This is a genomic window from Streptococcus sp. CP1998, assembly GCF_041026655.1.
GTDB lineage: Bacteria > Bacillota > Bacilli > Lactobacillales > Streptococcaceae > Streptococcus > Streptococcus dentalis.
The window spans coordinates 1,800,585-1,817,000 of sequence record NZ_CP163380.1; the positions used below are offsets into that span (position 1 = coordinate 1,800,585).

The 16,416-nt window shown below is 42.6% G+C and carries 10 protein-coding genes and 1 pseudogene; 2 read left to right on the forward strand and 9 right to left on the reverse strand.

Translation table 11 applies throughout. From position 1 onward, the window contains the following. Positions 1–96: 96 nt before the first annotated feature. Both AB4X21_RS09020 and AB4X21_RS09025 read right to left on the reverse strand, forming a co-directional pair. Positions 97–1,131, reverse strand: coding sequence for a hypothetical protein (locus AB4X21_RS09020; protein WP_369087878.1), 1,035 nt, complete (start codon positions 1,129–1,131; stop codon positions 97–99). Between the two features lie 155 nt (positions 1,132–1,286). Beyond that, positions 1,287–1,625 carry a phosphoglucomutase gene (locus AB4X21_RS09025; protein ID WP_369087879.1) on the reverse strand — a complete coding sequence of 113 codons (339 nt, stop codon included), beginning with the start codon at positions 1,623–1,625 and terminating at the stop codon, positions 1,287–1,289. 154 nt (positions 1,626–1,779) lie between these two features. Between AB4X21_RS09025 and AB4X21_RS09030 the strand changes: the two genes are divergently transcribed. Beyond that, complete coding sequence (locus tag AB4X21_RS09030) at positions 1,780–2,010, forward strand: DNA-directed RNA polymerase subunit epsilon (protein WP_003008866.1); 231 nt, start codon at positions 1,780–1,782, stop codon at positions 2,008–2,010. Between the two features lie 3 nt (positions 2,011–2,013). Next, positions 2,014–3,696 (forward strand): ribonuclease J1, encoded by a 1,683-nt coding sequence (locus AB4X21_RS09035; protein WP_151378929.1) that lies wholly within the window; start codon positions 2,014–2,016, stop codon positions 3,694–3,696. A gap of 251 nt (positions 3,697–3,947) precedes the next feature. On the opposite strand, the gene glnA is transcribed toward AB4X21_RS09035, so the two are convergent. The 7 genes and pseudogenes from glnA to fusA all read right to left on the reverse strand — a co-directional run bounded on the left by glnA (position 3,948) and on the right by fusA (position 16,341). Beyond that, positions 3,948–5,294 carry a type I glutamate--ammonia ligase gene (gene glnA / locus AB4X21_RS09040; RefSeq protein WP_003012492.1) on the reverse strand — a complete coding sequence of 449 codons (1,347 nt, stop codon included), beginning with the start codon at positions 5,292–5,294 and terminating at the stop codon, positions 3,948–3,950. Between the two features lie 39 nt (positions 5,295–5,333). Next, a complete protein-coding gene (locus tag AB4X21_RS09045; protein WP_369087880.1) occupies positions 5,334–5,693 on the reverse strand; it encodes a MerR family transcriptional regulator in 360 nt (119 codons plus the stop codon). 67 nt (positions 5,694–5,760) lie between these two features. Continuing rightward, entirely contained in the window at positions 5,761–6,294 is a 534-nt protein-coding gene (locus AB4X21_RS09050) for an aromatic acid exporter family protein (protein ID WP_003012394.1), read from the reverse strand. Between the two features lie 268 nt (positions 6,295–6,562). Beyond that, positions 6,563–7,762 carry a phosphoglycerate kinase gene (pgk, locus tag AB4X21_RS09055; protein WP_369087881.1) on the reverse strand — a complete coding sequence of 400 codons (1,200 nt, stop codon included), beginning with the start codon at positions 7,760–7,762 and terminating at the stop codon, positions 6,563–6,565. 202 nt (positions 7,763–7,964) lie between these two features. Continuing rightward, positions 7,965–12,735: pseudogene (locus AB4X21_RS09060) on the reverse strand (bacterial Ig-like domain-containing protein). 234 nt (positions 12,736–12,969) lie between these two features. Continuing rightward, entirely contained in the window at positions 12,970–13,980 is a 1,011-nt protein-coding gene (gene gap, locus AB4X21_RS09065; RefSeq protein ID WP_369087882.1) for a type I glyceraldehyde-3-phosphate dehydrogenase, read from the reverse strand. 279 nt (positions 13,981–14,259) lie between these two features. After that, complete coding sequence (gene fusA / locus AB4X21_RS09070) at positions 14,260–16,341, reverse strand: elongation factor G (protein ID WP_369087883.1); 2,082 nt, start codon at positions 16,339–16,341, stop codon at positions 14,260–14,262. Between the last annotated feature and the right edge of the window lie 75 nt (positions 16,342–16,416).

Consider the following 16,416-nt stretch of genomic DNA (forward strand, 5'->3'; position numbering starts at 1 on the left):
ACCACAATCCTTTGGACTTCAAAATATTTTTTGTACCCCCTTCGCCGATAACAATAAAACCAGCCCCCAATTGGGTAGCTGGCTAACATGAAATTGTTAACGTGTTGACTTGAATCGGGATTTATTGGCCTCGTATGCATTATCAGCATGGATTTGTAATAAAGCTACTAAATTATCCATATCTATGCTCTTGTTCCCATTATCATCTACTTTAATCGCTACAATATATGAGCTTGAGTCTAAATAATCTTTATCCCCCTTTGTGCCAAAGGAACCATCTCCTTTAAACTCCAAAGATCCTAAACTATATAAAAATCTCAATAATAAATTTTTACTATAATCTGTTTTCACAATTTTTGCAGACAATTCCTTGAGGGCATCAAAGAAGGCTTGATTATTCGTTTGATGCTTGATTAATAGATTCTCTACTCCTTCATCCTTAATTGGCGCTCTATACTTGATGTACACCGTATCTCCCTCTACACCATAACTTTCTAAGGTATAAGCACCAGCCTGTCCCAGCGAATTCACATCAACTTTTAGCTTCATTGGGCCATAGTCCTTAATTGCATATGTGATACCCGCATATTCATACGTAGCATCATTAGTAAATTCTGGTCTAGCTGATGTGAGGAACGATATCATAAAATCATTCCAAATCTTCGTATAAAGTTCCTTTTGACTCGATACTCCTGTAGCCTTTAAGACCTCTCCAATATTTCCCTGGTCTATAAATACAGCATCTAGTAATTTCAATGCTTCAAGAACTTTTGGCTCAGTGATTTTACTCTTCGTATCTTGTAGCGTCAATACTGCATTCGCTAGAGTGTACGATTTTTCTTTTACTCTATTTCCATTAGTATCAATGTATTCTTTTTCAGAATTCTTTAGTGGGGCTACCGTTGCTTCCCAGTTAAAGGTTTCAGATGGCTGAGTACCGTCTGTTTTATATTTACTGACATCTTGTACTGTCGCTTGCGCCGTCACTTGAGTAGTCTCTTCTGTTGAAGCTTCAGCAGTTGTCACTTGTGTTGTTTCAGTATCTGGTTTCGTATTAGAGCACCCTGCCGCAACTAGCGATAACAGTGCAACACTACCTAATAAAAAGCGTTTTGTTTCTCTCTTCATCATGTTCCCCTCTTATCTTTAAAGCTAGTGTATTTATTACCGTTTGTAATGTGTACGTATTATATCATAATACATTCTAATTCACAAGATTCCTTCAAAATATCAAAAAAGCATTCCCACCATCGTGAGAGTGCAAGCTTCATTGATTATTGTAATTTTTATAAGTCGGCTTGTAACACCGCTACTTTTTCTTTTACAGTAGCTTTGCTATCAGATTTTGCACTGATATAGAACTTGATTTTTGCTTCTGTTCCACTTGAGCGAACGACAATCCCAGATCCATCTTCTAAAATAGATTTCAATACATTTGAAGTTGGATGTCTGATTTTAGAAACGACTCCATTGGTATCTTTATAACGTATAAATAATTTTACAAGATATCCATAACTTTCTTCAAAACCGAACACGAAAAGATGTTTTCCTATTTCTTTGACGTGTTGAATTCGTCTGCTTGCTTCCTTACATACCATTCCCTCTATAAAACTTCCGTCTACCAACAGTTCGCTTGCATCTTTTCCTTAGAGCCTATTTATGGTATAATGATAATTAATTGTATCGAATCAGGTCCACTAGTTGCGAGTAGGAAACTCTAGTGATTGCACTCCTTCGCAGCTAACAAATGGACCGAAATAATGAAAGGAAAATTACTTCATGATTTACAAAGTTTTTTATCAGGAAACAAAAGACCGCAACCCTCGTCGTGAAACCACGCATGCACTTTATCTCGATATTGATGCACCAAATGAACGTGAAGGACGCATCCAAGCACGTCAATTGGTTGAAGCAAACACAGATTTCAACATTGAATTTATCACACCACTTTCTGAGCAACACCTTGCTTACGAGAAAGAGTCAGGTGCCTTTGAACTAACGGAGTACTAATCCATGGCTTATACCTTAAAACCTGAAGAAGTTGGTGTATTTGCCATTGGTGGACTAGGAGAAATCGGAAAAAATACCTACGGGATCGAATACCAAGATGAAATCATCATTGTCGATGCCGGGATCAAATTTCCAGAAGATGACCTCCTTGGAATCGACTATGTCATTCCGGATTACTCTTATATCGTAGACAACATCGATCGCGTCAAAGCGGTCCTCATTACCCACGGACACGAAGACCACATCGGTGGGATTCCTTTCCTTTTGAAACAAGCCAATGTCCCTATCTACGCTGGACCTTTGGCGCTTGCCTTGATCCGTGGAAAATTAGAAGAGCACGGCCTTCTTCGTGATGCCAAACTCTACGAAATCAACCAAAACACTGAACTTCAATTTAAAAATCTTAAAGCAACCTTCTTCCGTACGACTCACTCGATTCCAGAACCTTTAGGGATTGTGATTCACACCCCTCAAGGAAAGATTGTTTGTACCGGAGACTTCAAATTCGACTTCACACCTGTTGGGGAACCGGCTGACCTCCATCGTATGGCGGCTCTTGGGGAAGAAGGCGTTCTCTGCCTGCTCTCAGACTCAACCAACGCGGAAGTCCCAACCTTTACCAACTCTGAAAAAGTAGTTGGCCAATCCATCATGAAGATCATCGAAGGGATCCATGGACGCATCATCTTTGCTTCCTTTGCTTCGAATATCTTCCGTCTCCAACAAGCTGCTGAGGCAGCAGTTAAGACAGGTCGTAAGATCGTCGTCTTTGGACGCTCGATGGAAAAAGCCATCGTCAATGGAATCGAGCTTGGCTATATCAAGGTCCCTGCTGGAACCATTATCGAGCCAAATGAGATCAAAGACTATGCGGCTAATGAAATCCTGATCATGTGTACAGGAAGCCAAGGAGAGCCAATGGCAGCCCTCTCTCGGATTGCCAACGGAACGCACCGCCAAGTGCAACTCCAACCAGGAGATACCGTGATCTTCTCTTCTAGTCCGATTCCTGGTAATACAACCAGTGTGAATAAATTGATCAATACGATTTCTGAAGCGGGTGTCGACGTCATTCACGGGAAGATCAACAACATCCATACTTCTGGACACGGGGGGCAACAAGAACAAAAACTTATGCTCCGCTTGATCAAACCAAAATACTTCATGCCTGTCCATGGTGAATACCGGATGCAGAAGATCCACGCAGGACTTGCGCGTGATTGCGGAGTGGAAAAAGACAATATCTTCATCATGAGTAATGGTGATGTCCTCGCTCTGACAGCCAACTCTGCTCGTGTCGCAGGAAGCTTCAATGCTCAAGACATCTATGTCGATGGAAATCGTATCGGTGAAATTGGGGCTGCTGTCCTTCGTGACCGGAGAGATCTTTCCGAAGATGGTGTCGTGCTTGCTGTTGCGACTGTTGACTTCAAATTGAAGATGATCCTAGCTGGACCAGACATCTTGAGCCGTGGTTTTATCTACATGCGTGAATCAGGAGATCTGATCCGTGAAAGCCAACGCATCCTCTTCAATGCTATTCGTATCGCCTTGAAGAACAAAGATGCCAATATCCAAACCGTCAATGGTGCGATTGTTAATGCCCTTCGCCCATTCTTATACGAGAGCACAGAACGTGAACCTATCATTATTCCAATGATTCTCACGCCAGATGACGAAAATTAAAAAACAACCAGTTGAGACCACTGTTTCAACTGGTTTTATGGTGTCTTTTTGAGGATTAAAAAGAGAGTGGGACAGAAATCGGTAATTCGTTAGAATTCGATTTCGTCGTCCCACCTCCGCACAGTTGAGTAGGGCTGTAAAAGCTGATGAAATCAGCGTAGTAGAGCCCACTCAACCACTGCGTCTTGCTCGACAATCCAAAAATAATTGAGAGGCTAGGACTTTTGTCCCAGCCTCTTTGCTCTTATTTCTTAATAAAGATCTAAATAGTTGTCTACTTCCCATTGAGATACGAAGGTCGCATAACTTGCCCATTCGATTCGTTTGGCTTCAAGGAAGCTGGTGTAAATATGTTCACCCAAGGCAGCTTTCACCACTTCGTCTTCTGTCAAGGCTTTCAAGGCATTGTGAAGGGTAGAAGGGAGATCTGTGATTCCAGCGGCTCTACGTTCTTCCGGTGTCATCACATAGATATTTTCTTCGATCGGAGCAGGTGCTTCGATTTTATTTTCAATACCATGAAGGCCGACTTCAAGCAAGACTGCCAAGGCTACATAAGGATTAGCCATTGGGTCTACGGAGCGCAATTCCAAACGAGTTCCCATACCACGTGATGCTGGCACACGTACCAATGGGGAACGGTTGCGTCCTGCCCAAGCGATATAAACAGGTGCTTCATATCCAGGAACCAAACGTTTATAAGAGTTGACGGTTGGGTTGGTCACGGCTGTAAAGTTGTAGGCATGCTTGATCAAACCACCCAAGAAGTGATAAGCAGTTTCTGACAATTGCATTCCACGTGGATCTTCTGGATCAAAGAAGGCATTGTTGCCATCTTGGTCAAAGAGAGACATATTACAGTGCATACCTGATCCGGCAATTCCAAATTTTGGTTTGGCCATAAAGGTTGCATACAAGCCGTGTTTACGAGCAATGGTTTTCACGACAAGTTTAAAGATTTGGATCTTGTCACAAGCGCGAAGCACTTCGTCATACTTAAAGTCGATTTCATGCTGACCAACGGCTACTTCGTGGTGGCTGGCTTCTACTTCAAAGCCCATCTTGGTCAAGACATTTACGATTTCACGACGAGTGTTATCTGCGAGATCTGTTGGAGCCAAGTCAAAATAGCCACCTTTGTCGTTTACTTCAAGAGTTGGATCTCCATTTTCGTCCAACTTGAAGAGGAAGAATTCTGGTTCTGGTCCAAGGTTAAAGGATTTGAATCCAAGTTCTTCCATATGACGAAGGGCCCGTTTCAAGTTGCCACGTGGGTCTCCTGCAAATGGTTTCCCTTCTGTCGTATAGACATCACAGATCAAGCCAGCTACGCTCCCATTTTCATCTCCCCAAGGGAAGACTGTCCATGTATCCAAATCTGGGTAAAGATACATATCTGACTCGTTGATACGGACAAATCCTTCGATAGAAGAACCATCAAACATGGCTTTGTTTGAAAGAACCTTGTCCAGTTGCTCATCGGTAGCTGGAATTTCGACGTTCTTCATAGTTCCCAAAATATCAGAGAACATCAAGCGAATAAAAGTAACATTTTTTTCTTTTACTTCACGGCGAATATCTGCAGCAGTAATTGACATTTTTGTCTCCTTAAAATAGATTACAAGTTTATGAAATGATCAACGAAATTGACCATATGGCGATGGGGAAGATGTGAAGCGACTTTGCTGAAGAATGTCACGATGAAGAGCCTTACGGATCTCTTCTTGACTGACAACCTTGGTTTTCTCTTGCTCTTTTTCCGCATATTTCTTCTTAATATCCGCAATATTGAAGCCGTCTGAGATATAATCTTTGATCTCAAGCAGGCGGTCCATATCGTCCAACGAATACATGCGGCGATTGCCTTCTGTCCGATCAGGAGAAATCAATCCCTGATCTTCATAATAACGAATCTGACGAGCTGTCAAGTCGGTCAGCTTCATAACACTGCCAATCGGAAAGACTGCCAGCGAGCGTCGTAATTCCTTTTCCTTCATACCATTCCTCTTTCTATTCTATTATATCGAAAAAAAAATCTATGTCAAGATTAAATGTTACATAATCTTACATAGGTTTTTTGTGTTCCTTGAGAAAATCGCGAATGCGATCGACATCCGAATTGACCAAAATCGCAACAAAAACGCCAATAAAGGTCTCAAATATTCGGGCAAAAACATACAAGAAGGTTTCTCCGTTAGGAATCGAAAGGGTAATGATCAGCATTGCCGAAACTCCTCCGATAATTCCTGCTTTATTATTCATGGCGACATTTGTCATAATGGTTAACATGGTCGCAATGGGTACAAAAATCAGAGTCACCCAATACGCCCCATGAAAGATCGTTTTTAAAAGGAAGAACAAAACGGCATAAAAACCTCCGATACTGTTGCCCATGACACGCGAAGCCCCGAAGTGGACACTCTTATCAAAGTCTTCTCTCAAACTAAAAACAGCTGTCAAAGTCCCGATCTGAAGGCCGCGCCAGCCAAATATTCCAAAAATAAGTAGCACAATAAAAACGGCAATCCCTGTTTTAAAGGTTCTCATTCCCAAACGGAATTTGGACCAATCAAATTTGTGTCGTTTAAAGTAATCCATGGTCACCTATCTTTCTATTTCTATTATTCTACCATATTTTCCGAAAGGAGAGAACAGATATCAATAGAAAGAAAAAAGAGAGTGGGACAGAAATCGGTAATTCATTAGAATTTGATTTCGTCGTCCCACCTCCGCACAGTTGAGTAGGGCTGTAAAAGCTGATGAAATCAGCGTAGTAGAGCCCACTCAACCACCGCGTCTTGCTCGACAATCCAAAAATAATTGAGAGGCTAGGACTTTTGTCCCAGCCTCTTTCATTCTATTTAGATTATTTGTCTGTAAGAGCAGCCAATCCTGGAAGTTCTTTACCTTCAAGGAGTTCCATAGAAGCACCACCACCAGTAGAGATCCATGAGAATTTGTCTGCACGGCCAAGGTTGATCGCAGCAGCAGCTGAGTCACCACCACCGATGATTGATTTAACGCCTGGTTGTTTCACGATAGCGTCCATCACACCGATTGTACCAGCTTGGAAGTCAGGATTTTCAAATACACCCATAGGTCCGTTCCATACAACAGTTTTCGCACCAGTCAATTCTTTATCGAATTTAGCGATTGATTTAGGACCGATGTCAAGGCCAAGGAAACCTGGGTCTACTGCTTCACCTTCAGTGTCTTTCACTTCAGTGTAGTCAGCAAATGCGTTCGCTTCTTTTGAATCAACTGGCAAGATCAATTTGCCGTTTGATTTTTCAAGAAGAGCTTTCGCCACATCCAATTTGTCTTCTTCAACAAGTGAGTTACCGATTTCGATACCTTGTGCTTTGTAGAATGTGTAAGTCATCCCACCACCGATAAGAACTTTATCAGCTTTTTCAAGCAAGTTTTCGATAACACCGATCTTATCTGAAACTTTTGAACCACCAAGGATGGCTACAAATGGACGTTCTGGAGCTTCAACTGCTTCTTTGATGTAAGCAATTTCGTTTTCAAGAAGGAAACCAGCAACAGCTTTTTCAACGTTTGCAGAAATACCAACGTTAGATGCGTGTGCACGGTGAGCAGTACCGAATGCATCGTTTACGAAGATACCATCTCCAAGTGATGCCCAGTATTTACCAAGTTCAGGATCGTTTTTAGATTCTTTCTTGCCATCAACATCTTCGAAACGAGTGTTTTCAACCAAGAGAACTTGTCCATCTTCAAGAGCGTTAACAGCTGCTTCCAATTCAGCACCACGTGTAACACCTGGGATAAATTTCACTTCTTGACCCAATTTAGCGACCAAGTCAGCGACTACAGGAGCAAGTGATTTACCTTCTTTATCTGCTTCTTCTTTTACACGTCCAAGGTGAGAGAAGAGGATTGCACGTCCACCTTGTTCAAGGATGTACTTGATAGTTGGAAGAGCTGCAGTGATACGGTTATCGTTAGTGATCACGCCATCTTTTACAGGAACGTTGAAGTCAACACGAACGAGAACTTTTTTCCCTTTCAAGTCAACGTCTTTAACAGTCAATTTTGCCATTAGATATGACTCCTTCTTTTTTTAATACATGATAATTATATCACAAAAGCTGTAAAAGAGGTAGAAAAATCCAATGCTTTTCCCCTCTAATTCACAGGATCCGAACAACACTTCTAGATACAAGATCAAACCTCTCTGGTTTTCACCAGAGAGGTTTTTTGAGAGTGACTTTTTTAGTGAACAAAAGAATCCTGTAAAAGACTTACTCTTCTTTCTTCTTACCAGCCAAGAGGAAGCCGCCTAAGGTCGCTAGAAGAACAGCTTCAGCCGCAAAGGAAGCTTCTAGGCTTGCCGTATTTGGCAAGTGTTCCGATTGACTTTCTTTGCTTGCATCTTTTGTTTCTTGCTGAACCGTTGGCTGTGAGTTCGTTCCTTGGTGGGTACTTAACAACTGATGGATCTCTTGATCGACCATATCCTTGTGCTCTTCCTCTTGATGATCCGGTTGAGTAGAAGTCGTTGGGGTCAACTGATCCACTTGAGAAGACTCTGTAGGCTTCAATGGATTAGATGGATCTGGAGTCACTGGGGCACCTGGTTGGACAGGTTGATCTGGTTGAACAGGCTGATCAGGTTTAGCCGGTTCTTCTGGTTGGATCGGTTGATCTGGTCCTTCCGTTTTTGCTGGCTTGTAGACAATCGCATAGTGGGTAAAGTGAGGAGCTGTAAAGATGACCACATCTCCAACTCTCTCAAAGGCCAAGGATTGAGGAGCTTTACCTTCTGGGAAGAAGAGGACTTGCTCAACTTCTTTATCCTTATCCACAGGGATTTTCACAAGGGATGGATGGTGGGTATCGATATCCTGACCGCTTGCATCCACGCCTTCAATATCAAAGACGATTCCTTCTCGTCCCTTCAGCTCTTCTTTTTCTGCCTGGTTGGCTTCAACTTTTGCGACTTTTAGTCCTTTGACAACGGTTGGCTCTAAGTTGGAGAATTGAACTTCGACTCCAGTCGCAGGATCTACAAAGACCGCTGGCTTGTCTTCTTTCAGGAGCGCAATCAAGGTCTCTAGACCTGTCTTTGCGGTTGCGAGCGCTTCAGGAGTGAGCTCTGAAGAAGCTAGGAGCTCTTTATTTTTCTCAATCAGTGCCTGCAAAGCCTCACCAGAAGGGTGATTTGGCTTGCTTGCTAATAGAGCGGTCGCTTCTGTTGTTAGGGCAGAGAGAGCTTCTTTTTCTTTGACTAGATTGGCTTGACCATCCAAGGCTTTCAAGAGAGCGGTCAATTGGTTCAACTGCTCATTGACTTGATCTTGTGTGCTGGTGTCATGCTCTTTCAAGACTTTTTCAGAAGCAGCCATTCCAGCTAGCAAGGCTTCTTTGACTTCAGGACTGGCAAAAGTAAAGTCTACTTTGGCTTTTGCAGCTTCAGCTTCAGCCAATTTTTGCTTGAGGTATTCATCGTTGAGAGCTGGTTTTGGATTCACGAGGACATCAAAACTTGTACTAGCTCCTTTGTAATGGACAGTGATAGTTTGACGACCTTCCTTGGTCGTATCAAAGCCAGTCACTTCCACCCCTTCATCTGTCAAGGCGTGCGTTTCAGTCGTTTCATCTTCAAAGACGACTGTAAAGCGTCCGCCTTCTTTCTCCAATGCTTCTCCGACAATATATTCCACTTTTGGTTTGTCAGTCAATTCTAGACCAGCAACTGCTTTTTCACCTGCTTCCTCTGCACTGACCACAAAAACAGTGAGGGTCTTATCCAATTTCTGACCAAGGTAAGAAACTTCTAGGTGTTGTTCTCCGAGCTTGCTACTGTCAAATCCATGAATCTCTATACCTGAGTTGGTGAGGTTGACCAGTTGATCTGCTTGGCCATCTTTATAATGAACGCGGAGAGTCGCCCCTTTCAAGGAAAGGGCATCGCCTTCCCGGTAGACCTTCTTGGTCAATCCATCTTCAAATTGAAGTCCCGCAATCTCTTTATCATTCTTTGGAACTTCGATCGCCAAAACATTACTGATATCTTTACCAGGAACTTGTGCGCGATAGTAAAGAAGAGACGGGGTTGATTCAAAAGCGAGCGGTTTAAAGATGAGATTTCCAGCTTGATCGGCTGTCATGGTCGCAATTGGACTAGTGGCTTCTTTATCGGCATAAAGAGTCAGAGTAGTATGAGCTGGGACATCTTTGAAACCGACTTGGACAAAATGATTACCTAGGTTTTGCGGCATTTTTCATCGGAATGTTGACCGTCTCAGTATCTAGACTTTCATACATCTTCCAGTTGTATATCCGGATGGCTTGCCATGGGGTGCCGTTATCTGCTGTAATGACATGGAGACGCCAGTCTTGAGCCTTGATCGGATGATCAAGTGTAATGTCAGACACATGGGCTTTATTGCCACGAACTTCCTTAGCGAGCTTCCATTCACCCGCTTCATCCTTGTAGTAAAGGTCGAAGTCACGGGTATTCATCTTGCCATCATCGACTGATTCCCCACCAGCACCGGCATGGTCCATGACCCAACGAACAATGGTCCGAGGTTGTGTTAAGCGGATATCGACGGTTCCACTCAATTGAGCAGAAGACCATTTATCTGAAAGACTGGTAATGGTCCCATTTAACATGCCTTCAATGCCTTCACTACCATCTGCATCTGGAAAGCTCGAACCGATCACTTTGGCTCCGATGACCACGTTTGGTGCTAGAGCTTTTGGAAGACTGGTATCTGACACGGTCATGCCCCAATCAAAGGCCACAGTCCCTGCATCTGAACGTTGGCCGTTCTTCCCCACTGCCACAACCTTGAGGTCCTGAGTCGTTCCTTCAGCAATTGCTGAACGGCTAATTTTTGGTAGATAGACGGTTGTCGCAGAAGACCCTGTTAAAAGACGCCAGTTGTCGCCATCTTTTTCATAGACTTCATAATAATCCGCATCTGCTACCCCTTTAAAATTGAGGACTGCTTCTGCTTCTTGCGCATTTTGTAGACGTTTTGCTCGAACGGATACTTCTGCTGGAGTCGCTGGTTTCTCTTGGTTTGACGTAATCGACAATTGGCCGAGATTAAATTTGTAGTCTTTGACATCCGTATCATGGTCAAAGAACATCTTCACAGCATAAATGGTCTTGCCAGCCAAACTTCCCAAATCAAAGGTTTGAGTAGACCAATCCGCACTCGGTGTCAATTCTTTCCATTCGTATTCAGAGTAGTCTTCTTTGGTGGCAACAGCTACCCAAGCTCCGACCCCGCCCTTGTGAGAGACGCTCAACTTGGTCGTTTCTGTCACAGGGATCTTGGTCGAATAGAGCATGATATTTTGACTGCTATTGGCTTTTAAATCTCCTTCAAAGGCTAGAGAATTTCCTCCATTGTAGGCTTGATCAAAATCATAGCGACCTTTCAATGGTGTACTATCTTCACTATGCTCTACCCACCAACGCCAGGTTGGAAGGTAGCCAGAAACAGAACGGTAGTTCCACTCCCCTTCTTTAGAAATCTTGCCATCCACAAACCAGTGTTTTCCGTGTCCAGTATTGAAGGAAGTATTGAAATCTTCACTTGTAATAGGAGTTTTGTCCACTACTAGATTGGACATACCGTACCAAGATTGGTCTGCTGGTTTTCCTTTAGTCGGATCTCCTTGGAAACCTGTCCAGAATAGATCTTCATGGGTATGGTATCCTTCTCCAGTCTTTCCTAGACCTGTAATCGTATCTGGCGCATAAAGACCAAGGGATAGACGCAACTTGCCATGTTCATCTAAAATGGCATTCCAGTCTACATTAGTCTTATAAGAGCCTCCTTTTTGGAGCTCGAGTCCAGCAAGAACATCATAAGGATTCCGATTAATCCATTTGGCTGTACTGATGGAATAATCAACTTCTGATTTGCCCCAGTTAAAGTTAGCAAAGAAGGTATCAACTGGATTTTCCCCATTTTCTGGCTGCATGAAATTGTAGTTGTATTCTCCCAGCGCATTCTCATGGTAACGGCCATATTCATAAGTCATAGCATCATACCAAGAATACTTAATCGGATAGTTCAGACTTTTCGCATATTCCTTGGTATAAAGAAGAAAATCTCTCAATTTTGGACCCAATGGTTCTACAAGATTTCCAGTCGTTTCTTGGTTGATAAAGTAACCATCAAAGCCATAGTACTTGGCAAGTTCGACTAATTTACGGGCGATCGGGAAGGTTTTAGAGCCTTCACTATCTTCTTTCAAGGTTTCTGCAAAATGTTCTTGATCCTTGATGCTGCTAGACCAGTTATAAAAGATTGTTCCATAAATAGGAACCCCATTTCGGTGGGCAGCATCGATCACATCTGCTGATGGAACCAGCCCTTCCCAAAAGACCATGGAGTCCAAATATTGCCAGTAATCAAAAGCATAGGCCTTAAACTCTTCCCCTCCGACAGACGCATGATCCTTGGCTTTGGAGTTCATGTTTGACAGTGCTTGGATCTTCGCCTCAGGATTAGCTTGTTCATTAATTTGTTTCCCTTGAAAACGACTCGCAAGTGGGACGCTTGCTCTATTCATATCGTCATCCACTCGTTTTCCTGGTTCCCACTTCAAGAGATCTTCCCAGGTATCGAACTTAACTTCTTTGGGTCTTAATTGTTTTTCTTCATTGGTTGGTAAATCAGCCACTTTTTCAGCAGTAGCTTTTGGTTTTTCAGTCTCTAAAACAGCTGGAGTATCTGTAGTTGTCGAGCTAGCTTCTGTACTTGTAGGACTAGCCTCTGGAGTGAGCGCTTCTGCGGCTGGTTTTTCCGTTTCTGCAGAAGGTAAGACTGCATCTGCAGTATAGACGCTAGCTTCTCTCACTAGATGATTGACGTCTTCGGTCGTTGCTGAAGAGCTTTCCAAGGCTTGTTCACTAGTAGAAACCGCCTCATCTGCAGAGACAGCACCTGTTCCTAAAAATGCTAACCCAATCAATGCGGAGCAAACTCCCACACTGAATTTTCGTATACTAAATCGTTCTTTCTTTTCAAATAGATGACCTTTCATCTTGACCTCCTTGTATGGTTTTTTTCTTTTTCTTGAGCGATTTCTATTGGCTCCTTTCTTCACGACCTGTAATCGCTTTCATTTCATTGTATTAGAAATCTCCAATCAAGAATAGGATACCCTAATCTATTTAGCACTGTCAATCCATTTTGGCAATTCCTATAATATGATGAGAAAGCCCTAAAAAAAGTACAAAAAAAGAGGAGGTTTCCCTCCTCTCATCATACGCATGAATTATTTAGCAATTTTTGCGAAGTATTCAAGAGTACGAACAAGTTGTGCAGTGTAAGACATTTCGTTGTCATACCATGAAACAACTTTAACCAATTGTTTACCGTCAACGTCAATAACTTTAGTTTGAGTTGCGTCAAACAATGATCCATAAGACATACCTACAACGTCTGAAGATACGATTGGATCTTCAGTGTAACCGTATGATTCGTTTGAAGTCGCTTTCATAGTCGCATTCACTTCATCAACAGTAACGTTCTTGTCAAGAACAACTACCAATTCAGTAACTGATCCAGTTGGAACAGGAACACGTTGTGCAGCTCCGTCCAATTTACCGTTCAATTCAGGGATAACCAAACCGATTGCTTTAGCAAGACCAGTTGAGTTAGGAACGATGTTAGCGACACCAGCGCGTGCACGACGAAGGTCACCTTTACGGTGTGGACCGTCAAGGATCATTTGGTCACCAGTGTAAGCGTGGATAGTAGTCATCAATCCTTCAACAACACCGAAGTTATCTTGAAGAGCTTTAGCCATTGGAGCCAAGCAGTTTGTAGTACATGAAGCACCTGAGATAACTGTTTCAGTACCATCAAGAATATCGTGGTTAGTGTTAAATACGACTGTTTTAACATCTGATCCACCAGGAGCAGTGATAACAACTTTCTTAGCACCACCAGCATGCAAGTGTTTTTCAGCAGCTGCTTTAGTAGCAAAGAAACCAGTTGCTTCAAGAACGATTTCTACACCGTCGTTAGCCCAGTCGATTTGTTCTGGATCGCGTTCAGCAGAAACTTTAACGAATTTACCGTTAACTTCGAATCCACCTTCTTTAACTTCCACAGTACCGTCGAAACGACCTTGAGTTGTATCGTATTTCAACAAGTGTGCAAGCATAACTGGATCTGTAAGGTCGTTGATGCGAGTAACTTCAACACCTTCTACGTTTTGGATACGACGGAAAGCAAGACGTCCGATACGACCGAAACCGTTAATACCAACTTTAACTACCATTCGTGATTTCCTCCTTATGAAAATCAAAAAATTTTTTTGTGAAAAGAGTAACTTGACACAGCGCCAAACATCTTTTAACAGTCTCTATTATATACTTTATTGCATTAAAAAGCAACTATTTCCCAACGAAAAGCAAGATTTATCATAGATCACCACCTCTTTTATTAAAGTTTTTCACAAAGTCTTGATCGATAGTAGGGATGCTTTTTTACTTGCACTCACTTTTTGAACAAAGAAAAACTCTTCCCATTTTGGGAAGAGTTTTTTAGCTTTGGCAAATTAAGCTTCACCTTTAGCTTTTTTAATGATTTCTTCTTGTACTGATTTTGGTACATCTTCGTAGTGGTCAAATACCATCATGAACGTACCACGTCCTTGAGTTGCAGAACGAAGGACAGTAGCGTAACCGAACATTTCAGCAAGTGGCACATAAGCACGAACGATTTGGCTTGCACCGTGTGCTTCCATACCATCTACACGTCCACGACGAGCAGTTACGTGACCCATAACATCCCCAAGGTTTTCTTCAGGAACTGTGATGGTTACAAGCATCATTGGTTCAAGGATAGCTGGTTGTGCAGTCTTAGCGACTTCTTTAAGTGCAAGAGATGCGACGATCTTGAAGGCAGTTTCAGATGAGTCGACATCGTGGTATGAACCATCGTAAAGCTTCGCTTTCACGTCAACCATTGGGTAACCAGCAAGAACACCGTTCGCCATAGATTCTTGAAGTCCTTTTTCTACTGCAGGGATGAATTCACGTGGAACCACACCACCGACGATAGCATTTTCGAACTCGAATCCTTTACCTTCTTCGTTTGGAGTAAATTCGATCCAAACATCACCAAACTGACCTTTACCACCAGATTGACGTTTGAAGAATCCACGTGCTTGTGTAGAAGCGCGGAATGTTTCGCGGTAAGATACTTGAGGAGCACCAACGTTAGCTTCAACCTTGAATTCACGTTTCATACGGTCAACAAGGACATCCAAGTGCAACTCACCCATACCAGAGATAACTGTTTCACCAGTTTCAGGGTTTGTTTCAACGCGGAATGTTGGATCTTCTTCAGCCAATTTTTGAAGGGCGATACCCATCTTGTCTTGGTCTGCTTTAGATTTAGGCTCAACCATCAATTGGATAACTGGTTCTGGAACTTCGATTGATTCAAGGATGATTTTTGCTTTTTCATCTGTCAATGAGTCACCAGTTGTAGTATCTTTCAAACCAACGGCAGCAGCGATATCTCCAGAGTAAACTGTTTCGATTTCTTTACGAGTGTTGGCGTGCATTTGAAGGATACGTCCGATACGTTCACGTTTACCTTTAGAAGTGTTCAAGACGTATGAACCTGAGTTCAAGACACCTGAGTAAACACGGAAGAATGTCAAACGACCTACGAATGGGTCAGTCATGATCTTGAAGGCAAGAGCTGCAAATGGCTCTTCATCAGATGCTGGACGTTCTTCTTCTTCGTCTGTATCTGGGTTTACACCCTTGATTGCAGGGATATCAAGTGGGCTTGGAAGGTAGTCAAGGACTGCATCCAACATCAATTGAACCCCTTTGTTCTTGAAGGCTGAACCACAAAGTACTGGGTAGAATTCAACGTTGATTGTAGCTTTACGGATACCAGCTTTCAATTCTTCGTTAGTGATTTCTTCCCCTTCAAGGTATTTCATCATCAAGTCTTCATCAGTTTCAGCAACTGCTTCAACCAATTTTTCACGGTATTCTTGAGCTTGTTCAAGGTATTCAGCTGGAATATCTTCTTCAAGGATATCTGTACCAAGGTCGTTAGTATAGATTTCAGCTTTCATCTTGATCAAGTCAATGATTCCGCGGAAGTCATCTTCAGCACCGATTGGCAATTGAATTGGGTGAGCGTTTGCTTGAAGACGGTCATGAAGTGTGCTTACTGAGTAAAGGAAGTCAGCACCGATTTTATCCATCTTGTTAGCGAATACGATACGTGGAACTCCGTATTCAGTTGCTTGACGCCAAACTGTTTCAGTTTGAGGTTCAACACCTGATTGTGAGTCAAGAACGGTTACAGCACCGTCCAAAACGCGGAGTGAACGTTGAACTTCGATAGTGAAGTCCACGTGTCCTGGTGTGTCGATGATGTTTACACGAGTGTCTTTCCATTGAGCTGTCGTAGCGGCAGATGTGATAGTGATACCACGTTCTTGCTCTTGCTCCATCCAGTCCATTTGTGACGCACCTTCGTGAGTTTCACCGATTTTGTGAATCTTACCAGTGTAGTAAAGGATACGCTCAGTTGTAGTTGTTTTACCAGCATCGACGTGAGCCATGATACCGATATTACGAGTTTTTTCAAGTGAAAATTCGCGTGCCATGAGGTTTGTTTCTCCTATATTTTTTATTTCTATATTCTATTATAACATGATTTAATAAAAACGGATAGGCAGGAC

Bases quoted from the DNA above. Each gene is read 5' to 3' on its own strand.
- AB4X21_RS09030 (WP_003008866.1), top strand. From the start codon at position 1,780: ATGATTTACAAAGTTTTTTATCAGGAAACAAAAGACCGCAACCCTCGT.
- AB4X21_RS09020 (WP_369087878.1), bottom strand. From the start codon at position 1,131: ATGATGAAGAGAGAAACAAAACGCTTTTTATTAGGTAGTGTTGCACTG.
- AB4X21_RS09035 (WP_151378929.1), top strand. From the start codon at position 2,014: ATGGCTTATACCTTAAAACCTGAAGAAGTTGGTGTATTTGCCATTGGT.
- fusA (WP_369087883.1), bottom strand. From the start codon at position 16,341: ATGGCACGCGAATTTTCACTTGAAAAAACTCGTAATATCGGTATCATG.
- AB4X21_RS09050 (WP_003012394.1), bottom strand. From the start codon at position 6,294: ATGGATTACTTTAAACGACACAAATTTGATTGGTCCAAATTCCGTTTG.
- gap (WP_369087882.1), bottom strand. From the start codon at position 13,980: ATGGTAGTTAAAGTTGGTATTAACGGTTTCGGTCGTATCGGACGTCTT.
- glnA (WP_003012492.1), bottom strand. From the start codon at position 5,294: ATGTCAATTACTGCTGCAGATATTCGCCGTGAAGTAAAAGAAAAAAAT.
- pgk (WP_369087881.1), bottom strand. From the start codon at position 7,762: ATGGCAAAATTGACTGTTAAAGACGTTGACTTGAAAGGGAAAAAAGTT.
- AB4X21_RS09045 (WP_369087880.1), bottom strand. From the start codon at position 5,693: ATGAAGGAAAAGGAATTACGACGCTCGCTGGCAGTCTTTCCGATTGGC.